17 protein-coding genes are annotated in these 19,654 nt (G+C 60.4%); 15 read left to right on the top strand and 2 right to left on the bottom strand.

Annotated elements, in window-relative coordinates:
* From V7Z56_RS14755 to V7Z56_RS14700, 12 genes are all read left to right on the top strand, one after another.
* The coding region (locus V7Z56_RS14755; RefSeq protein ID WP_334130303.1) for an ABC transporter substrate-binding protein at positions 1–834 on the top strand (834 nt) is incomplete at its 5' end.
* A gap of 104 nt (positions 835–938) precedes the next feature.
* On the top strand, positions 939–1,955 hold the full coding sequence (locus V7Z56_RS14750) for a branched-chain amino acid ABC transporter permease (RefSeq protein ID WP_334130302.1): 1,017 nt from the start codon (positions 939–941) through the stop codon (positions 1,953–1,955).
* Positions 1,948–3,123, top strand: coding sequence for a branched-chain amino acid ABC transporter permease (locus tag V7Z56_RS14745; protein WP_334130301.1), 1,176 nt, complete (start codon positions 1,948–1,950; stop codon positions 3,121–3,123). The genes V7Z56_RS14750 and V7Z56_RS14745 overlap by 8 nt, the downstream gene beginning before the upstream one ends.
* Before the next feature lie 11 nt (positions 3,124–3,134).
* Complete coding sequence (locus V7Z56_RS14740) at positions 3,135–3,893, top strand: ABC transporter ATP-binding protein (RefSeq protein WP_334130300.1); 759 nt, start codon at positions 3,135–3,137, stop codon at positions 3,891–3,893.
* Complete coding sequence (locus tag V7Z56_RS14735) at positions 3,893–4,618, top strand: ABC transporter ATP-binding protein (RefSeq protein ID WP_334130299.1); 726 nt, start codon at positions 3,893–3,895, stop codon at positions 4,616–4,618. The genes V7Z56_RS14740 and V7Z56_RS14735 overlap by 1 nt, the downstream gene beginning before the upstream one ends.
* A gap of 126 nt (positions 4,619–4,744) precedes the next feature.
* A complete protein-coding gene (gene acs / locus V7Z56_RS14730) occupies positions 4,745–6,685 on the top strand; it encodes an acetate--CoA ligase (RefSeq protein ID WP_334130298.1) in 1,941 nt (646 codons plus the stop codon).
* A 170-nt stretch (positions 6,686–6,855) separates the two neighbouring features.
* Positions 6,856–7,254 (top strand): response regulator transcription factor, encoded by a 399-nt coding sequence (locus V7Z56_RS14725; protein WP_334130297.1) that lies wholly within the window; start codon positions 6,856–6,858, stop codon positions 7,252–7,254.
* A gap of 29 nt (positions 7,255–7,283) precedes the next feature.
* A complete protein-coding gene (locus V7Z56_RS14720; RefSeq protein ID WP_334130296.1) occupies positions 7,284–7,556 on the top strand; it encodes a hypothetical protein in 273 nt (90 codons plus the stop codon).
* On the top strand, positions 7,556–10,306 hold the full coding sequence (locus V7Z56_RS14715) for a sensor histidine kinase (protein WP_334130295.1): 2,751 nt from the start codon (positions 7,556–7,558) through the stop codon (positions 10,304–10,306). Before V7Z56_RS14720 ends, V7Z56_RS14715 begins: the two co-directional genes overlap by 1 nt.
* Before the next feature lie 197 nt (positions 10,307–10,503).
* Positions 10,504–11,511 carry a zinc-dependent alcohol dehydrogenase family protein gene (locus V7Z56_RS14710; protein WP_334130294.1) on the top strand — a complete coding sequence of 336 codons (1,008 nt, stop codon included), beginning with the start codon at positions 10,504–10,506 and terminating at the stop codon, positions 11,509–11,511.
* Positions 11,512–11,535: 24 nt separating this feature from the next.
* A complete protein-coding gene (locus tag V7Z56_RS14705; RefSeq protein ID WP_334130293.1) occupies positions 11,536–12,381 on the top strand; it encodes a fumarylacetoacetate hydrolase family protein in 846 nt (281 codons plus the stop codon).
* 30 nt (positions 12,382–12,411) lie between these two features.
* Entirely contained in the window at positions 12,412–13,632 is a 1,221-nt protein-coding gene (locus V7Z56_RS14700; RefSeq protein WP_334130292.1) for a serine hydrolase domain-containing protein, read from the top strand.
* Positions 13,633–13,653: 21 nt separating this feature from the next.
* On the opposite strand, the gene V7Z56_RS14695 is transcribed toward V7Z56_RS14700, so the two are convergent.
* Positions 13,654–14,439, bottom strand: coding sequence for a GNAT family N-acetyltransferase (locus V7Z56_RS14695; RefSeq protein ID WP_334130291.1), 786 nt, complete (start codon positions 14,437–14,439; stop codon positions 13,654–13,656).
* A gap of 157 nt (positions 14,440–14,596) precedes the next feature.
* Here V7Z56_RS14695 and hrpB point away from each other — a divergent pair, with 157 nt between their 5' ends.
* On the top strand, positions 14,597–17,107 hold the full coding sequence (gene hrpB, locus V7Z56_RS14690) for an ATP-dependent helicase HrpB (protein ID WP_334130289.1): 2,511 nt from the start codon (positions 14,597–14,599) through the stop codon (positions 17,105–17,107).
* Positions 17,108–17,130: 23 nt separating this feature from the next.
* Here the strand turns inward: hrpB and cobA are convergent, their stop codons facing one another.
* Positions 17,131–17,931 carry a uroporphyrinogen-III C-methyltransferase gene (cobA, locus tag V7Z56_RS14685; protein ID WP_334130288.1) on the bottom strand — a complete coding sequence of 267 codons (801 nt, stop codon included), beginning with the start codon at positions 17,929–17,931 and terminating at the stop codon, positions 17,131–17,133.
* A gap of 111 nt (positions 17,932–18,042) precedes the next feature.
* Here cobA and V7Z56_RS14680 point away from each other — a divergent pair, with 111 nt between their 5' ends.
* Entirely contained in the window at positions 18,043–18,831 is a 789-nt protein-coding gene (locus V7Z56_RS14680) for an ABC transporter ATP-binding protein (RefSeq protein ID WP_334130287.1), read from the top strand.
* A gap of 77 nt (positions 18,832–18,908) precedes the next feature.
* Positions 18,909–19,646, top strand: coding sequence for a hypothetical protein (locus V7Z56_RS14675; RefSeq protein WP_334130286.1), 738 nt, complete (start codon positions 18,909–18,911; stop codon positions 19,644–19,646).
* Positions 19,647–19,654 lie beyond the last annotated feature (8 nt).

The following is a 19,654-nucleotide window of genomic DNA, read 5'->3' as shown; positions in this document are numbered from 1 at the left end:
GACAAGCGGCGCTACGGCTTCCGCCACTTCTTCAACGCCTACATGTCCGGCCAGGCGCTCGCGCCGGTGCTGGAAAAGGAATATGGCAAGGATCGCCGCGCTTACCATCTGACCGCCGACTACACCTGGGGCTGGACGCAGGAAGAGTCGATCCGCAATTCCACCGAAGCCATCGGCTGGGAGACCACCAAGACGGTTCTGACCCCGGTTGGCGCGGGCGATTATTCGCAGTATCTGACGCCGGTTCTGAACTCGGGCGCCGACGTGCTGATCCTCAACCATTACGGCAAGGATATGGTCAACTCGCTGACCCAGGCGGTTCAGTTCGGGCTTCGCGACAAGCAGGCCAACGGCAAGAATTTCGAGATTGTCGTGCCGCTCTTCTCCCGTCTGATGGCGCGCGGCGCCGGCGAGGCGGTCAAGGGTATTCTTGGCACCGCAAACTGGAACTGGCAGCTGCAGGATGAGGCCTCGCAGGCCTTCGTGCAGTCCTTCGGCGCCGAATATGGCGAGCCGCCGTCGATGGCTGCTCACACCTGCTATGTGCAGACGCTGCTTTATGCGAACGCCTGCGAAATGGCGGGTACTTTCTATCCTCCCGAAGTCATCAAGGCGCTTGAAGGCTTCAACTTTGACGGCATGGGCAATGGCCCGACGCTGTATCGTGCGGAAGATCATCAGTGCTTCAAGGACGTTCTGGTGGTGCGCGGGAACGAGAACCCGACCAGCCAGTTCGATATTCTGAATATCGTCGACATCACTCCGCGTGCCCAGGTGGAGTATGACGCGTCCATCTTTGGCGGCGAACTCGGCCCCTATGAAGTGAAGGTGTAATTCTGTGCATTTTAATGGGTTGGCGCATCAGGGAGGCGTCAACCCATCTTTTTCCTCGCCTTTAGGCCCGGAAGTCAGCCGATGGTAATTTCGAGGTAGAACTCATGGATGCCATTCTTCTTCAGATTCTCAATGGACTGGACAAAGGGGCGGCCTATGCGCTGATTGCGCTTGGCCTCACTCTCGTGTTCGGAACGCTCGGAATTGTAAACTTCGCCCATGGCGCGCTGTTCATGCTGGGTGCATTCTGTGCCGTGACGTTCAACAAGCTGATCACCCTGTCCACCAAGGTGCGCGATGAAAATATTACCGCCTTTGCCGCCTATAAGGAACAGACCTATCTGGAATCCTGGTTCGGTGAGACAGGCAGCCTGATCATCGATTATTCGGTGCCGTTGTCGCTGCTGCTCGCCATCCCCGTGATGCTGCTGATCGGCTATGTGATGGAGCGCGGCCTGATCAAGCATTTCTATCGCCGCCCGCCGGCCGAGCAGATCCTCGTCACTTTCGGCCTCGCGATCGTTCTTCAGGAAATCATCAAGGCCTATTTCGGCGCCAATCCGATCCCGCAGCCCGCCCCGGAAATTGTTGCCGGCAGCGCCAATGTCGGCGCCTGGCTCGGGCTTGGCGACAATCTGGTCTATCCCTGGTGGCGGCTGATCTATTTCGCCTTTTCGGCGATCGTTCTCTCGGCCGTTTTTATCTTCCTGCAATTCACGACCTACGGCATGGTGGTGCGCGCCGGCATGCGCGATCGGGAGACCGTCGGTCTCCTTGGCATCAATATCGAGCGGCGCTTTACGGTCGTGTTCGCCATTGCCGCCATCGTCGCGGGTGTCGCCGGGGTGATGTACACGCCCATACTGCCGCCGGATTACCATCTCGGAATGGAATTCCTCGTTCTCTCCTTCGTGGTTGTCGTTGTCGGCGGCATGGGGTCGCTCGGCGGCGCGGTGCTGGCCGGCTTCCTGCTCGGGATTGTGCAGTCCTTCGCCTCGATGAATGAGGTGAAAGCGCTCATTCCGGGTATTGACCAGATCATTATCTATCTCGTCGCAGTCATCATTCTTTTGGTGCTGCCGCGCGGCCTGATGGGCCGGACAGGAGTTATGGATGACTGATACCACCGGTACCGATACGCTCAAGCGGTCATTCGGCGATACGCTGCTTGTCGCAGGCTTCGCCGCCGCCATCCTGCTGATGCCGTTCTGGCTTGAGCCGATCGGGGGCAACTACCCCGATCTGCTCCAGAAATTTGCGATCTATGGTATCTTTGCCATCGGGTTCAACATTCTCTTCGGCCTGACCGGCTATCTGTCGTTCGGTCATGCCGCCTTTCTCGGTGTCGGATCCTACGCGGCCGTCTGGTCGTTCAAGCTGCTGACGATGAATGTCATCCCGGCGGTTCTGTTCGGTGTCGTTGTCGCCGGGATCCTGGCTGCGATCATCGGCTATCTCAGCCTTCGCCGTTCGGGCATCTATTTCTCGATCCTGACGCTCGCCTTCGCGCAGATGTCCTATAACCTTGCCTATTCGGTGCTGACGCCGATTACCAACGGCGAGACGGGACTGCAACTCGTCGCATCCGATCCGCGGGTCCTCGACAAGATGTTCTCCGACGGCACGCCGACGCTCGGCCTGCCGCGCACCAATCTTTTTGGCGAGCTGATGAGCGGCTACCCCGGCTTTTACTTCTGCGCCGTGCTGCTGATCATTTGCTTTTATATCTCGCTGCGGATTTTCCGCTCGCCCTTCGGCTTGATGCTGAAAGGTATCAAGTCGAACCAGAACCGCATGAAATATACCGGCCTCAACACCCGGCCCTATATGCTGACGGCCTTCATCATCTCGGGCATGTATGCCGGTCTTGCGGGCAGCCTGCTTGCAGTGACGGACCCGCTTGCGGGCGCCGAGCGGATGCAGTGGACGGCATCGGGCGAAGTTGTGCTGATGACCATTCTCGGCGGGGCGGGAACGCTTGTGGGGCCGGTGCTCGGGGCGGCGCTGATCAAATATTTCGAGAATATCTTCTCCGCCTTCGATGCCAATGTGCTGCAGCAGGCTTTCTCCTTCCTGCCCGATAGCGTGACCGACGTGCTGGTACCGGTTCTCGGCCTGTTCGTCGGCGGCGGCTGGCACCTCACGCTCGGCCTTTTGTTCATGATCATCGTTATTTTCCTGCCTGGCGGGCTGATGGAAGGGTTCCGGCGCATTGTCGACTACTTCACCACCAGCAAGGAAAAGTCGGAGCAGCAATCGGTCCAGGTGCATAACCAGGCCGGCGAGTAGGAGGACGCGCGATGACTGACTACGTACTCAATCTGGAAAATATCAACAAACGGTTTGGCGGCCTCAGCGCGCTTTCCGACATCAATATGAGTGTCGAGGAAGGGACAACCCATGCCATTATCGGCCCGAACGGGGCGGGGAAATCGACGCTTCTTAATGTCTGTATCGGTCGCCTCAAGCCCGATACAGGCAGCGTCACCTTCGCCGGCGAGACGCTGACCGGGCGGGCGCCGCATGAAATCACGCAGCTCGGGGTCGCACGGGTATTCCAGACGCCCGAGATTTTTCAGGAAATGACGCTTCTTGAAAATGTCATGATCCCGGCGCTTTCCTATCGCGATGGGTCGTTCCGGCTGAACGCCGGGCAGAAACTTGCAAACCAGCATGAAATTCGCGATGAAGCGGAGCATATTCTCGAAGATGTCGGCCTGCAGGACATGATGCAGACCGAGGCGGGAAGCCTGAGCCGCGGCGACAAGCGGCGGCTTGAGCTCAGCATGTGCCTGATCCTCCGGCCGCGCCTTCTGCTGCTCGATGAGCCGACCGCCGGCATGGCGCGCCATGACACGAACCGCACCATTGATCTGTTGAAAAAGATCAAGTCGCGCGGCATGACCAAGGTGATTATCGAGCATGATATGCATGTCGTCTTCAGCCTCGCCGACAAGGTGAGCGTGCTGTCGCGCGGGCAGATCATCGCGGATGGGGATCCGCAAACCGTGCGCGAGGATCCGAAAGTCAAGGAAGCCTATCTGGGAGGAGCGCAGTGATGTCGGAAAGCCCTGCCAGCAAACCCTATTTCAGCGTCAAGGATATCCATGCCTATTACGGGGAATCCTATATCGTCCAAGGCGTCTCCTTCGATATCGAGGAGGGCGATATTGTCGCGCTGCTTGGACGCAACGGCGCTGGCAAGACATCGACGCTGCGCACGCTTGCCCGTGTCGACAGCCCGACCCTGAAACGTGGCGAGATCTATCTCGGAGGCAAGGCGATCCACCCGCTCCGATCGTTCGAAGCGGCGCAGGCGGGCATTCAGCTCGTGCCGGAGGATCGCCGCATCATCGGCGGCCTGACCGTGGAAGAAAACCTGATACTGTCGCAGGTGGCGGATCCGAAGGGATGGGAACTGGAGCGCATTTACGATCATTTTCCAAGGCTTGGCGAGCGGCGCAACCAGGATGCCGTCACCATGTCGGGGGGCGAGCAGCAGATGCTGGCGGTCGCCCGGGCGCTCGCGCGCGATGTGAAGCTGTTGCTTCTGGATGAACCCTATGAGGGGCTCGCGCCCGTCATCGTGCAGGAAATCGAGAAGATCCTGCTCGAGGTCAAGAAGCTCGGCATCACCACGATCATCGTCGAGCAGAACGCCGTCGCGGCGCTTCAGCTTGCCGACAAGGCGCTGATCCTTGACATGGGACAGATTGCATTTCGCGGCACCGCGCGCCAGGTGCTGGAAGACCAGGAATTACGTTATGAATATCTGGCGATCTGACGGGGACAGCCACTCGTCCCTTGCATACTCCCTTGTGTTTTGGATCGCGGTGCGTTAGCAAATATTGTAACTGCATTGATATTCATAAAGAGAATCAACTGACCATCAGGGAAAGGACGGCGAGGTATGTCTGCGAAAGATTTGTATCCGGTGTCGGAAGAGTTGGCAAAAAAGGCATGGATCGACAAGGCGCGCTATCAGGAGATGTACAAGGCCTCAATTGAGGATCCGGCTGCGTTCTGGGGCGAGCACGGGAAGACCATCGACTGGATCAAGCCCTATTCGCAGGTCAAGGATGTCTCTTTCAACGCCGAGGATCTGCATATCCGCTGGTATTATGACGGCACGCTCAACGTCAGCTACAACTGCCTCGACCGGCATCTTGAAACGCGCGGCGACCAGACGGCGATCATCTGGGAAGGCGATGATCCGAAAGACGACCGGAAGATCACCTATCGCGAATTACATGCCGAGGTATGCAAGTTCGCCAACGTCCTGAAGGCGCGCGGCGTCAAAAAGGGCGACCGCGTCACCATCTACATGCCGATGATTGCCGAGGCGGCCGTCGCGATGCTCGCCTGCGCCCGGATCGGCGCCGTTCATTCTGTCGTTTTCGGTGGCTTCTCCCCCGATGCGCTCGCCGGGCGTATTCGCGACTGTGAGTCGCATTATGTGATTACCGCCGATGAAGGCGTGCGCGGCGGGCGGACCATTCCGCTGAAAGCCAATGCCGACACGGCGCTGAAGGACTGCCCCGAATGCACCACCTGTATCGTTGTTCGCCGGACCGGCAATCCGATCAACTGGGTCGAGGGCCGCGACGTCTGGTATCACGAGGAAATGGCGAAAGCATCGACGGATTGCCCGCCGGAGGAAATGAATGCGGAAGATCCGCTCTTTATCCTCTACACCTCGGGCTCGACGGGACAGCCGAAGGGCGTTCTGCATACCTCGGGGGGCTATCTCGTTTTCGTCTCGATGACGCATCGCTATGTTTTCGATTATCACGACGGGGACGTCTACTGGTGCACGGCCGACGTCGGCTGGGTCACCGGCCACAGCTATATTCTCTATGGCCCGCTCGCCAACGGCGCGACGACCCTGATGTTCGAGGGAGTGCCGAACTATCCGACCGTCTCGCGCTTCTGGGAAGTCTGCGACAAGCATCAGGTCAATATCTTCTACACGGCGCCAACCGCTATCCGCGCGCTAATGCGTGAAGGGGAGGAGCCGGTCAAGAAAACGTCGCGCAAGTCCATCCGCCTGCTTGGCTCGGTCGGCGAGCCGATCAACCCGGAGGCGTGGCGCTGGTATTATGACGTGGCCGGCGATGGGCGCTGCCCGGTCGTAGATACCTGGTGGCAGACGGAAACCGGCGGCATCCTGATCTCGCCGCTGCCGGGCGCCATGGATCTGAAGCCGGGTTCGGCGACGCTTCCCTTCTTCGGCGTTGAGCCCGTGATGGTTGACAACGAGGGTAATGTTCTCGAAGGTCCATGTTCGGGGATGCTCTGCATGAAGGACAGCTGGCCGGGCCAGATGCGCACAGTCTACGGCGATCACGAACGCTTCATCCAGACTTACTTCTCGAATTACCCGGGGCTTTATTTCACCGGCGACGGCGCCCGCCGCGATGAGGATGGATATTATTGGATCACCGGGCGGGTAGATGACGTGATCAACGTCTCCGGCCATCGCATGGGGACGGCGGAAGTCGAAAGCGCGCTGGTGGCCCATGACCTTGTGGCCGAAGCCGCGGTCGTCGGCTTCCCGCATGATATCAAGGGGCAGGGGATCTACGCCTATGTCACGCTGACGGCGGGGACGGAGCCGACGGAAGAGCTGCGGATGGAGCTGGTGAAATGGGTGCGCCACGAGATCGGGCCGATCGCGACGCCGGATCTTATCCAGTGGGCGCCGGGATTGCCGAAAACGCGCTCAGGCAAGATCATGCGCCGGATTCTTCGCAAAGTCGCGGAGAATGACTTCGGCAGCCTTGGCGATACCTCGACCCTCGCGGAACCGGCGGTGGTCGACGATCTGATCGCCAACCGAATGAACAAGTAACGGGAAAACCGGCGGCCTTTTTCGATTGATGCCTGTAAAATCCCGGTAAAGCAGGTATACTCATGAAAAAAAGGCCGCCGAGCAGCAAAATGTCCGACGGGCGTCAGTCCCGGCCGGATAAAGCGCCAGCTATCGGTACCTTCCCGCGCCAATGGAAGGAGCAACGCAAGATGACGCATACGGTTCTTGTAGTTGAGGACGAGCCCAACATTGTCCTGTCCTTGCAGTTTATCCTCAAGCAGGCCGGGTTCGTCGTTCGGGTTGCACGCGACGCGGAGCAGGCGTTGCGCGCCGTGGATGAGTATGTGCCCGATCTCGTCCTTCTCGACATTATGCTGCCGCGTCAGAATGGCTTTATGGTGTGTGAGCAGATCCGCGCCAATCCTGCCTGCCGTCATGTCAAAATTATCATGCTCTCTGCGAAAAGCCGGGAAGCGGACAAGGAACGGGCAATGTCCCTCGGCGCGGACGAGTTCGTGACCAAGCCCTTCTCGACCCGCGAACTCAGTCGCATGGTCCGGGAAATCATTTCACCGCCGAAATCGGCCCAATCGGCCAATCCGGGCTGAGGGCGCGAGGGATCTGACGGGGGAGGGGAATGATCAGAACCGGGCGCAAAAAAGAATGGTCGATCCTGCTGTTCGTCGTCAGCCTGATCGCCTTTTTGCCGCCGATCATCACGATTTTCGATTCGCCCCGGCCCGCTTTTGGCATTCCGCTCATCTATCTTTATCTGTTTACCGTCTGGGGCGCGATCATCGCCCTCACCGCGCTTGGCGCCAAGCGCGGGAAAGTCCAGCCGCGAGAGCCGGTGACGCCTGAGACAGCGAGCGAAGGCGAACCGCCGCCGCCCCTGCAAGAGACAAGATAATGTCCGGCGGGCTGGTTCTCACAGTCTCTATTCTTTACCTCGGGCTGCTGTTCGCCATCGCGCAGTTCGTCGATCATCACGCGGGCAAGGGCCGGAACTTCACCCGCAACGCCTATGTCTACACCCTGTCGATCGCGGTCTATTGCACCTCCTGGACCTTTTACGGGAGCGTTGGCCTTGCCGCGACGCAAGGTTTCGATTTTCTGCCCATCTATCTCGGTCCGACACTGGTGTTCGTGCTCTGGTCGGTCGTCTGGGTCAAGATCGTCCGTATCTGCAAGGTGCATCGCATCACCTCTATCGCCGATTTCATCGCCTCGCGATATGGCAAGCACGCCCGCCTCGGCGGTCTCGTCACAATCATCGCCGTGATCGGCACGACGCCCTATATCTCGCTCCAGCTCAAATCGATCGCAACCAGCTTTCGTATTCTGGTCGACTCGGCCGACGGGCAGTTCCTGAATTCCGCGAACGATATGATCTATTTTGTCGATACGACCCTGATCGTCGCGCTGATCCTCGCCCTTTTTGCGATCCTCTTCGGTACCCGCCATATCGATGCGAGCGAGCATCACGAGGGGCTGGTCGCGGCAATCGCCTTTGAATCCGTGGTCAAGCTGATTGCCTTTCTGATGGTCGGGTTCTTCGTCACCTATGGCCTTTACGGCGGGTTCGCCGATCTTTTCGAGCGGGCGCGGGAACATGGTCTCGATACGCTCTTCGCGGTAAATGCGGAGGGCAATTACAGTCGCTGGATAACCATGACACTGCTGCCCATGGCCGCAATCATCTGTCTGCCGCGGCAGTTCTACATTACGGCCGTCGAAAATCCGGACGAATCCTTTCTGCGCAAGGCGACGTGGCTTTTCCCCCTTTACCTGCTGGTGATCAACGTCTTCGTTCTGCCCATTGCGCTTGCCGGGCGGATCGCCTTTGACGGGGTCAGCGCCGATGCGGATATGTATGTGCTGACGGTGCCGCTCATCAATGATCAGGCGCTGCTTGCGCTGATCGTCTTCGTCGGCGGCCTTTCGGCGGCAACATCCATGGTGATCGTCGCCTCGATCGCCCTTGCCACGATGATCTGTAACGACCTGATCATGCCGCTCCTTTTGCGCACGCGCGGACTTAATATCAATAAGAATGACGATCTGACGGGCCTGTTGCTGACCATCCGCCGGATCAGCATCCTGATCATCCTGTTCCTTGGCTATATCTATTATCTCTTTGCAAGCGAAAGCTATTCGCTTGTCACCATCGGCCTCGTCTCCTTCGCCGGCGCGGCGCAGTTTGCGCCGCTGATCCTGGTCGGCATCTTCTGGAAGGGCGCCTCCTACCAGGGAGCAATCACCGGTCTTGCGCTTGGTTTCGTCGTCTGGACCTATACGCTGCTTCTGCCGTCCTTTGCGCAATCGGGCTGGCTGCCACTCAGCTTTATCGAGGATGGCCCTTACGGGATCACCTTCCTGAAGCCCTATTCGCTGTTTGGCCTCGATGTCTTCGACCGTCTGACGCATTCGCTTTTCTGGAGCATGTTCGTCAATATCGGCGCGCTCTGGACGGTCTCGCTGCTGTCGCGCCAGACGGCGATCGAGCGCATTCAGGGGGCGTTGTTCGTTGACGTGTTCGTCCATACCGACGACGAGCGCGACAGCCGCTACTGGCGGGGATCGGCGACTGTTTCCGACCTGCAGCAGCTTGTCGGCCGGTTTGTCGGCATGCAGCGCGCGGCCAAAGCGTTCGACGAGTTTGCTTCCGAGCGCAACATCAACCTCAAGCGAAACCAGTCCGCCGACGCGGCCCTGCTCGATTTTGCTGAAAAGCTGCTGGCGGGCGCCATCGGGTCGGCAACCGCCCGGGTGATGGTCGGGACGGTGGTCAAGGGAGAAATCGTCGGGCTCGATGAGGTGTATCGCATTCTCGATGAGACCAGCCAGGTGATCGAATACAGCCACCGGCTTGAACAGAAATCGGCGGAACTGGAGCAGGCGACGGCGCAGCTCCGCACCGCGAACGAGCGGCTGAAGGAGCTCGACTCGCTGAAAGATCATTTCCTGTCGATGGTCAGCCATGAGCTCCGGACGCCGCTGACATCGCTGCGGGCGTTCGGCGAGATCCTTGTTGATAACCCCGAAGTCTCACAGGAGGAGCGGGAACGGTTCCTGAATGTCATCGTCAAGGAAAGCTCGCGCCTTACGCGGCTTATCGATCAGCTTCTCGACCTTGCCCGTATGGAGGCGGGCGAAATGGACTGGTCGCTGAGCGCCGTTGACGTGGAGGGGGCAATCTCCGAGGCGATGGCCGCACTCGATGGCCTGATCCAGGAAAATGGCGTCGTCGTCCGGGTCGATATCCCTCAGGGCCTCCGCCCTGTCCGCGCCGATCGGGACCAGCTGATGCAGGTGGTGATCAATCTTGTCTCCAACGCGATCAAATTCTGCGACAAGTCCGAAGGCCACATCGAGGTGACGGTGGGCGTCGCGGACAAGGGCCTGCAGGTCAGCGTCGCCGACAACGGCAAGGGCATTCCCGACGATATGATCGAGAGAGTGTTCGACAAGTTCCATCAGTCGATCGGACGGAGCGGCGACAAACCGCAAGGATCCGGCCTCGGCCTTGCGATCTGCCGGGAAATCATCACCTTCTTCGGCGGTAAAATCTGGGTCGCCAACCGGTCCGAGGGAGGCGCTATTTTCACCTTCACGCTGCCGGATGCGGAACTCGCGGACGTGCAGCTCTCCGCTGAGTAGCAGGGCGCCGACATTCTGTTGCCGGAAATGATTGTATTCGGCGCGCGTTTGCGCGATCATTCTTTTGAATTCATGACAAGAATAATCACAACGCCGGGCGACATCCGCACCGCCCGGTAACGATGGATCAGCGCTATGTTTCAAAAACCCTGCCCGACGCGTCTCGCAAGCAACACCAACAGTTTCAGGAGACCCGCATGATGAAAGTCTGGGTCATTGAGGGTGATGGCGGCATTGATAAGCTGACACGTGTCGAGCGGAATGTCCCGACGCCCGGCCCCAGCGAGATCCTCGTCAGAATGAAGGCGAATTCCATCAATTACCGGGATTATTCGACCATTCAGGATCCGCGCGCCCGCGGTATTCGGGGCCCGCGCATTCCCAATTCTGACGGGGCTGGCATTGTCGAGGCGGTCGGGGCGGGTGTGAGCGCCTTCAAACCCGGTGATCGCGTCGTCGGCACCTTTTTTCAGAACTGGATCGCGGGCCCCGTTCGGGATGTGGTGATGCCGAGCGCGCTTGGCGGCCCGATTGACGGCGTGCTCGCGGAATATGTCGTGCTGAAGGAAACGGGCGCGCTTCCCATTCCAAAGCATTTATCATTCGAGGAGGCAGCGACGCTTCCTTGCGCGGCGCTTACCGCCTGGCACTGCCTGTTTGCCGCCGGCAAAGCGCAGGCAGGACAGACGGTGCTTTTGCTTGGTACCGGCGGCGTCTCGATATTCGCGCAGCAGTTTGCCAAAATGGCGGGCATCCGGACGATTATCACCTCAAGCAGCGACGAGAAGCTGGCGCGGGCGAAGACGCTTGGGGCCAATGAACTCGTCAATTACCGCCGCCATCCGGACTGGGAGACGGAGGTGAGCCGCCTCACGGATGGCCGCGGCGTTGATCTCGTAATCGAGGTGGGCGGCGCGGGAACCTTGCAGAAGTCGGCCGCCTCTGTCCGCATTGGCGGGCGGATATCGCTGGTTGGCATCCTGAGCGGCGGCCTGATGGATCCGACGATATTCATGCGCAAATCGATCACGCTGAAGGGCGTCTATGTCGGACCGCGCGATATGTTCAGCGCTATGAATGCGGCGCTTGAGCATCATGCCATCCGTCCGGTGATCGATGCGACGGTGGATTTCGATGCGGCCAAGGACGCCTACCGCATGATGGAAAAGGCCGCGCATTTTGGAAAAATTGTTATCAGCATATAAGATATCAGTGAAAGGTCTTAAAACATGAAACTCTTGAGATATGGCCCCTTGGGCGCGGAAAAGCCGGGCATTCTGGATGCGGAGGGCGGCATTCGCGACCTTTCGGGCGTGATTGCGGATATTGCGGGCGACGTGCTGACGGATGAGGGTATCGCGAAGCTGCGCGCCGTCGACCCCGCGTCGCTGCCCAAGGTTGCCGGCTCACCGCGTATCGGGGCCTGCGTCGGCAATGTCCGGAACGCCATCTGCATCGGGCTCAACTACTCCGATCACGCGAAGGAGGCGGGGCTGGCCGTCCCGGCGGAGCCGATCGTCTTTCAGAAATCCTCCTCCGCCATCTGCGGGCCCAATGACAATGTGGAAATTCCCCGCGGCTCAAAAAAGACCGACTGGGAGGTTGAGCTTTGCGTTGTCATCGGAAAACGCGCCAAATATATCAGCGAAGAGACCGCGCTTGATCACGTCGCCGGCTATTGCGTCGCCAATGATGTCTCGGAGCGGGCCTTTCAGTCGGAGCGCGGCGGCCAGTGGACGAAGGGCAAAAGCCATGAGACGTTTGGGCCGATCGGGCCGTGGCTCGTGACGCGCGATGAGGTTCCCAACCCGCAGGCGCTCGACCTCTGGCTCGAGGTTGACGGTGTCCGCCGCCAGAATGGCAATACAAAAAATATGCTGTTCGGCGTTGCGACGATAATCTCCTACCTCAGCCAGTTCATGACGCTGCTGCCGGGAGATCTCATCATGACCGGAACGCCGGCCGGCGTCGGCCTCGGTCAGAAGCCGGAGCCGGTTTTCCTGAAGCCCGGCCAGACGATGAAGCTCGGGATCGAGGGACTCGGCGTTCAGGAGCAGACAACCGTTCAGGCCTAGCCTGATAAACACATGGGGAGAGGAAAGAGCATGTTGAAAGCCGTCCAAAAACCGGAAAGTCTGGGCTTCAGCCCGGATCGCCTGACCTATATCACGGACTGGATGCAGCGCTATGTGGATGGCGGCAAGCTGGCAGGCGCGCAGACGGTCATCGCCCGAAGCGGCAAGATCGCCTATTCAAAATCCATCGGGCTTCGCGACATTGCCTCTGCCTCTCCCTGGACCGATGACACCCTCGCGCGGTTTTATTCCATGAGCAAGCCGGTCACCTCCGTCGCGCTGATGATGCTCTATGAGAGGGGGCTCTTTCATCTCGATGATCCGGTCGATGAGTTCATCCCGGCGTTTCGCGAGATGCAGGTCCTCCGCCCCGATGCGAAGAGCATTGGCGATACCATGCCTGCCGCCACGCGCATGACGGTGCACCATCTTCTCACCCATATGTCGGGCATGACCTATTCCTTCAATCTGGGCATGCTTGGCGAGCTCTATGAGACGGAGAAAATGGATTTCGGCCCGCGCCGGGGGACATTGGAGAGCGAGGTTGCGCGGCTTGCAAAAATGCCGCTGCTGTTCAATCCGGGTGCGCGCTGGAACTACGGCGTCTCGACGGATGTGGTCGGCCGGCTCGTTGAGCTGATCTCGGGGCAGGATCTCCGCTCCTTCCTGCATGAGCATATTTTCGATCCGCTCAATATGAAAGATACCGACTTCGGCGTGCCGGCGGAGAAGCTGGACCGCTACGCCGCGGCCTATATGTCCGATGATGCGGGCGGCCTCAAGCTGCTCGATCCGGTGGAGAAAAGCGCCTTTGCGCGCGAGCGGGTGGTCTGTTATTCGGGCGGCGGGGGGCTGATCTCCTCTGCGGCCGACTATCTCAAATTCGCCGAGATGATCCGCTGCCGGGGCGCGATTGAAAGCGGGCGGCTGCTGGGTCCGCGCACCGTCGATTTTATGACGTCAAACCATCTGAAGGGCGATCTCGCGGCCAACGGACAGCCGATTTTCTCGGAGATATCCTTTGAAGGCGTCGGTTTCGGCCTCGGTGGCTGGGTGATGCTGGAGCCCGCCCTTTCGCAGATGATGGGGTCAAAAGGCGATTTCGGCTGGGGCGGGATGGCGAGCACCGTTTTCTGGGTCGATCCGGTGGAGGACATGACCGTTCTCTTCCTCACACAGTTCGTGCCGAGCAGCTTTTATCCGCTTCGCAAGGAACTCCGCGCCCTCGTCCATCAGGCGCTGATCGACTGAGAGCGGAAGGCCAGCCGCTGCTCAGCGATGAGTGCCCGCGTCGGTCTCCGCCGCGCCGTCCTGCGGTCTCGTCCGGTAGTGGTAACGATAGAGGGCTTCATTGAAGCCCATTTCGCGCCAGAAATCCTGCCCGACCTCGTTGCTGGCGACAACCTGAAGATAGGCGATCGCTACGCCCCCGGCCTGAGCTTTTGCCTCGATATGGCGGGCGATGCGGCCTGCGAACCCGCGCCGGCGAAATTTTCGATGCGTGGCGAATTCGAAGAGGCCGAGATACTTATCCGACTGCACCCCCATGCCGCAGGCGACAATCTGCTTGCCGCGCAGAATGCCGACGGCATGGATCGGCATTTTAATCAGATCCAGCATCTCACGAAAAATCTGCTGCTTTGCCTTATCCTGACCGGTGAGTGCGGCGACGCCCCGCAACCAGAATTCCGATTTCGGATCATAGCTGACGAGATCTTTCCCGCTATCGGGCGTAAGCGGTTCTGAGAGATGTTTCACCCGCACGTCCGTTGCGCCGAAAAACCCGTAGCCGCGCTCGGCAAGGAAGGCATCGAGCCCCTCATTGGCAAGCGGGGTCAGACGAAAATGGCAGCTCTGCTTCTCCGCCGCATAGGCCTTTTCGCAATACGCCACCTTGTCGGGAAGCGGCAGGACGCCGGGAGTGACAACATTGACCGAATTGGCGCGGCGCGTATGGTTGCGGGCAAAGCGCAAATGCCACCCGTCATATACCTCGGTGCGAAGGGCAGGGATCGCGGCAAGGGAGTGGGCTTCGATTTCAGCAATTTGTTGCAGCATGAGACGAGTTAAGCGATCAGGGTCTGAGTAGTGGCAAGCGGTGAAGGACAGCCGCCATAATGCCACAGGAGCGCCGGCCTGCCTATGGCTTCCTTCACGTCGCGCGGGAGATGTGCAATCCTGTTGGCGAGCCGGCGTCAAAAAGGCATAAAGACGTATGCGCATTGATTTCACAAAACTCGGCCTCCCCGTCGCGGACACACTGCCGTCGCTCGCCGCCACTCTCGAGGCGGCAGGCACGGTCATTCTGGAGGCGGCGCCCGGCGCGGGCAAGACGACGCTGGTGCCGCTTTACCTGCTGCAGTCGGGCTGTCTCGGCGCGGGGAAAATTATCATGCTGGAGCCGCGCCGTCTTGCCGCACGCGCCGCGGCGAGCCGGATGGCGGCGCTGCTGGGGGAAAAGGTCGGCGAGACAGTTGGCTATCGCGTGCGGTTTGAAAACCGGGTCAGCAGGAAGACGCGGATCGAGGTGGTGACCGAAGCTATCCTCACGCGCCAGCTCCAGTCCGATCCCGAACTTGCGGGCGTGACGCTGCTGATCTTCGATGAGTTTCACGAGCGCAGCCTGCAAACGGATCTCGGCCTCGCCTTCGCGCGGCAGGTGCAGGAGGTGTTCCGGCCGGATCTCAAACTGCTGCTCATGTCCGCAACCATCGACACGGCGCGCATCTCGCAAATGCTTAGGGATGCTCCGATCGTGCGGAGCGAAGGGCGGCAGTCCCCGGTCGAAACGCGCTTTCTGCCGCGAAGGCCCGCTGCGCGGATTGAGGCGCTGGCTGCGGATGCGGTACGCCAGGCGCTGCGGGATGATACCGGCGACATCCTCGTTTTCCTGCCGGGCGTCGGCGAAATCCGGCGCACCCGGAGCCTGCTCGAAAGCGATGACGATATCGCGCCCGCCGTGGTCGCGCCACTTTACGGCAACCTCTCGCTCGTTGAGCAGGAAGCGGCCATTCTGCCGGATCCGGCAGGGCGGCGCAAAATTGTCCTCGCAACGGATATCGCCGAAAGCAGTCTTACAATCGAAGGTGTGCGCGTCGTGATAGATGCGGGGCTCGCCCGGGCGCCTGTATTCGATCCCTCCAGCGGGATGAGCGCGCTTCTGACCCGGCGCGTCTCACGCGCTTCCGCCGATCAGCGGCGCGGCCGAGCCGGGCGGCTCGGGCCCGGCGTCTGTTACCGGCTCTGGACCGCAGCCGAGGATCGCGGCCTCGCCGATTTTGCGCCGCCCGAAATCCTGACGGCGGATCTCGCGGGCTTTGCGCTTGAGCTTGCGGCCTGGGGTGTTGAGGACGCGGCCGAGCTCTTCTGGATGGATCCGCCCCCGCCCGGACCGCTTGCGCAGGCGCGCGACCTGCTCACGATACTGGGGGCGCTTGAAGAAGGTCGCATCACGCCGCTCGGGCGGGAGATACTGAAGCTCCCGCTCCATCCCCGTCTTGCCACAATGATGTTGAAGGCGCAGGCGGCGAACAGGGTGTCGCTTGCCGCCGATATTGCCGCGCTTCTCTCGGAGCGGGATATTCTTCGCCATAATCCGGATGCGCCAAACGCCGATATCGCCGCGCGCCTCGATCTTCTTGCGTCGGCGCGCCGGCGTAAAGGCGGCGCCTACCAGCAGGTTCTCCGCGCCAGCGATGATCTGGCCCGGCGCCTGCCCGCGGCCAAAGGGACGGGCGGCGCGGCGCTGAGCCCGGGCCTGCTGCTCGCGTTTGCCTATCCCGACCGGATCGGTGAACTGCGAGAGGGCAGCGCCGTCCAGTATCGCCTATCCGGAGGGCGCGGCGCCCGTCTTGCGGAGACTGACCGGATGCGAGGCGAACCCTATCTTGTTGCGGCCGCGCTCGATGGCAAGGGGCGCGATGCCCGCATCGACCTTGCGGCCAGCATCACGGCGGCGGAAATAGAAACTCATTTCGCCGATAGCGTGACGGTTGAGCGTCAGGTTTTCTGGGACGAGAAAAAGGCGCGTGTTGTCGCGCTGAAGCTCCGCAAGCTGGGCGCGCTGATACTTGAAAGCCGGCGCATCAACGACCCGAAGCCCGGCGAGGTAGTCGCGGCGCTTCTCGACGCCCTGAAAGGAAAGGAGCTTCGCGCACTGCCCTGGGATGAGGAGAGTCGCGGCTTCATTGAGCGGGTCGGCTTCGCGCGGCTGCATGATCCGGATGGCGGCTGGCCGGACTTCTCAATCAATGCGCTTGAGGCGAGCCTTGATGATTGGTTGGCGCCCTATCTAGCGGGTCTTACGTCGCTCAATGAGATCAAAAAGCTCAATCTTCTGGATATCCTGAAAAATCGCCTCGGGTGGGAGAAGCTGGCGCGGTTTGAGAAATTTGCACCGGCGACGCTCGCGGTGCCGAGCGGATCGCGCATCCGTCTTGATTATTCGACCCCCGAAGCGCCCGTGCTTGCCGTGCGCCTGCAGGAGATTTTCGGGCTTGAGGATGTGCCGAAGCTTGCCGATGGCCGCGTCAGCGTCTCGGTGCACCTGCTCTCTCCGGCGCGCCGGCCCGTGCAGATCACGCAAGACCTCGCAAATTTCTGGCGCACCACCTACGCCGAGGTGAAGAAGGATCTGAAGGGGCGCTATCCGAAACATTACTGGCCGGATGATCCGCTTCAAGCGGAGCCGACGGCGCGGGCAAAGCCCCGCAAAAGCGGCGCCTGATCTTCTGGGAGCTGGATATCACCCTACGGGTTGCCGTCTTTGGGAAGTGACGGCGTAAACCAGTCGAGTGTCCCGCTCAGCGCCACCGTCTCGCCGACAACGATAAGCGCGGGCGGTTTGAGCCCGCTTTTCTCGACATCCGCTGCGGCATGTTCGAGCGTGGTGAGAACGACTTCCTGATCTTTCAGCGTGGCGCGGAAAATGACGGCGACCGGCTCCTCTTTCGCGCGGCCGTGACGGATCAGGCGCTCCGCAATGGTGGCGATATGTTTCACCCCCATGTAGATGACGATCACCGGCGAGCCCTTGGCGATATGCTCCCACTTCACGCTCGGCACCTCGCCGCTCGCGTCATGGCCGGTCAGAAACGTGACGGCGGAGTTGGTCTCCCGGTGGGTAAGCGGAATTCCCGCATAGGCGAGCCCGCCAACGCCCGAGGAAATCCCCGGAATGACGCGGAACGGGATGTTATGCGCGGCGAGCATCAGCGCTTCTTCGCCGCCGCGGCCGAAAATATAGGGATCGCCGCCCTTGAGCCGCAGCACCTTCTTCCCCTCGCGCGCAAGGGCGATGAGCCGTTCGGTGATATCCGTCTGCTTCGGCGACGGCTTGCCGCCGCGCTTGCCGGCATATTCAAGGATCGTGTCGGGCCCGGTAAGGGAGAGAATCTCCTGATCGACCAGCGCATCATAGACAAGCACATCGGCCTCCCGAAGCGCCTGAATGGCATAAAGCGTCAGCAGCCCGGCATCGCCCGGGCCTGCGCCCACCAGCCAGACGGAGCCCGGTTCAAACGGCGGAATTTTGGCAAATATTTTTTCCATGCCCTTTTTTATACATCTAAAGCGAAATCGCCTAGAGAGATCTGTCGCGGTGTGCGGTAACCAACCAGAATGCGGTTTGTTTTCGCCCCGTTATCCTGTAGGTTCATCGCTATGACAAAGTCTGTGGAAAATAAGCTCGTTATCCGGGACCTGCGCAAGAGTTTTGACGGGGTTCCGGCGCTCGACGGGATCAATCTCGAGGTCAAAGCCGGCGAGATTCTCACGCTGATCGGCCCGTCGGGATCAGGCAAGACGCTGACGCTGAAATGCGTTCTCGGCCTTATCAAGCCCGACAGCGGCTCGGTCCTGCTCGATGGCCGCGAGGTGACGGACCTGCCCGAGCAGGAACGGATGGCGTTTTTCCGCAACTTCGGCATGCAGTTCCAGCGCTCCGGCCTCTTCGACAGCCTGCGTGTATGGGAGAATATTGGCTTTCGCCTCGCGCAGCAGCCCGGCATGACGAAGCAGAAGGTGAAGGCGCTGGCCATTGAAAAGCTGCGCTCCGTCGGCCTGACGGCGGATGTCGCCGATCTTTTCCCGGCCGAGCTTTCCGGCGGCATGCAAAAGCGCGTCGGCTTCGCCCGCGCCATCGCCGGAAACCCGCCCATCCTCTTTCTCGACGAACCGACAGCCGGCCTCGATCCGATCATGAGCAATGTTATCAATGATCAGATCTTCAACAATGTCCGCGAGATGGGCAGTACCGTGATCGCTATCACCAGCAACCTGCTGACGGCGCGAATCATCTCGGACCGGATCGCAATGCTGCATGAAGGGCGCGTTGTCTGGTGCGGCGATGTGCGCGAAGCGGTGCGGACCGACAATCCTTACGTGTCGCAGTTCTGGAACAAGCGAAAAGACGGGCCGATCCAGATGACCGTCTCGACAATTACCGCCTGAAAACCCGTATTGCGGATCACGCGCACGGGCGTTTGCGCGTCTGGAAAGCCGTAAGGACTTCCGGCCGCGAGGGTTGAATGAGCGATGATGACAGGGATGCGCCCGCATCCTCCGATCTTCTGAAACCCCGGGAAAGCCTGCCATGGAGAGATGAGGGACAGCGGCTCGGCTGCTGGTCCGCGCTCGCCTTCATCGATTGCCGTCTGCTTCGCGAATGTCGCGATGCGGCGCTCAAGGAGGAGGCGCGACTGCGCGCCGTCCTGCGCGACAGTATCGAGGGGGAACTTGCCAGCCTGCCGGCCGCGAGGGCGCGCTTCTGGTTCGCGGAGTACCGCTTTATCGAAAAGCTGCTCTCCTTCCCGCAGCTCATGTTCTATGCGCCGGCATTTCTCTGTCTCGCGCGGATGATGCCGCGCAAGATGGTCATCTGCCGCCGCCTTCTGGTGCAGAAATATCTCGCGCGTGCGGAGCTCCCCGAGAGCCGGTTCATCGCCCGCCTGTGCCGCCAGTTTGTCCGCTCGAGTGTGCTGATCTACCCCGACGAGCGCCTCTTTGCCGCCGCCGATCGGTTTATCGCCATGGCGCGGCGGTCGGCGGACCAGTCGCGCGCCGGAAAGCGCCGCCGCCTCGCCATGCTCGTCCGCGCGCTTCAGATGATGAGCGACCAGGAAATCTGCGAGCGGTTCCAGACAGAAGATGAGTATCGGCGTGAACTTGCGCTGCTCGGGGCGCTTGTGCGCTACTATCGCCTAAGCGCCGATGACGTCTTCCGTCTCTCGGCGCGCGAGCTGCGGATTTTCCTCAAGATACCCTGAAGCGATCG

Origin of the sequence: Sneathiella sp., from assembly GCF_036844445.1 — a bacterium.
In the GTDB taxonomy this organism is placed as follows: Bacteria; Pseudomonadota; Alphaproteobacteria; order Sneathiellales; family Sneathiellaceae; genus Sneathiella.
The sequence above is the reverse complement of the archived record's forward strand: the minus strand, read 5'-3'. Positions and strand labels throughout refer to the sequence as shown.

Coding starts and splice junctions, on each gene's coding strand:
- V7Z56_RS14750 (WP_334130302.1), top strand. CDS start 939: ATGGATGCCATTCTTCTTCAGATTCTCAATGGACTGGACAAAGGGGCG.
- V7Z56_RS14745 (WP_334130301.1), top strand. CDS start 1,948: ATGACTGATACCACCGGTACCGATACGCTCAAGCGGTCATTCGGCGAT.
- V7Z56_RS14740 (WP_334130300.1), top strand. CDS start 3,135: ATGACTGACTACGTACTCAATCTGGAAAATATCAACAAACGGTTTGGC.
- V7Z56_RS14735 (WP_334130299.1), top strand. CDS start 3,893: ATGTCGGAAAGCCCTGCCAGCAAACCCTATTTCAGCGTCAAGGATATC.
- acs (WP_334130298.1), top strand. CDS start 4,745: ATGTCTGCGAAAGATTTGTATCCGGTGTCGGAAGAGTTGGCAAAAAAG.
- V7Z56_RS14725 (WP_334130297.1), top strand. CDS start 6,856: ATGACGCATACGGTTCTTGTAGTTGAGGACGAGCCCAACATTGTCCTG.
- V7Z56_RS14720 (WP_334130296.1), top strand. CDS start 7,284: ATGATCAGAACCGGGCGCAAAAAAGAATGGTCGATCCTGCTGTTCGTC.
- V7Z56_RS14715 (WP_334130295.1), top strand. CDS start 7,556: ATGTCCGGCGGGCTGGTTCTCACAGTCTCTATTCTTTACCTCGGGCTG.
- V7Z56_RS14710 (WP_334130294.1), top strand. CDS start 10,504: ATGATGAAAGTCTGGGTCATTGAGGGTGATGGCGGCATTGATAAGCTG.
- V7Z56_RS14705 (WP_334130293.1), top strand. CDS start 11,536: ATGAAACTCTTGAGATATGGCCCCTTGGGCGCGGAAAAGCCGGGCATT.
- V7Z56_RS14700 (WP_334130292.1), top strand. CDS start 12,412: ATGTTGAAAGCCGTCCAAAAACCGGAAAGTCTGGGCTTCAGCCCGGAT.
- V7Z56_RS14695 (WP_334130291.1), bottom strand. CDS start 14,439: ATGCTGCAACAAATTGCTGAAATCGAAGCCCACTCCCTTGCCGCGATC.
- hrpB (WP_334130289.1), top strand. CDS start 14,597: ATGCGCATTGATTTCACAAAACTCGGCCTCCCCGTCGCGGACACACTG.
- cobA (WP_334130288.1), bottom strand. CDS start 17,931: ATGGAAAAAATATTTGCCAAAATTCCGCCGTTTGAACCGGGCTCCGTC.
- V7Z56_RS14680 (WP_334130287.1), top strand. CDS start 18,043: ATGACAAAGTCTGTGGAAAATAAGCTCGTTATCCGGGACCTGCGCAAG.
- V7Z56_RS14675 (WP_334130286.1), top strand. CDS start 18,909: ATGAGCGATGATGACAGGGATGCGCCCGCATCCTCCGATCTTCTGAAA.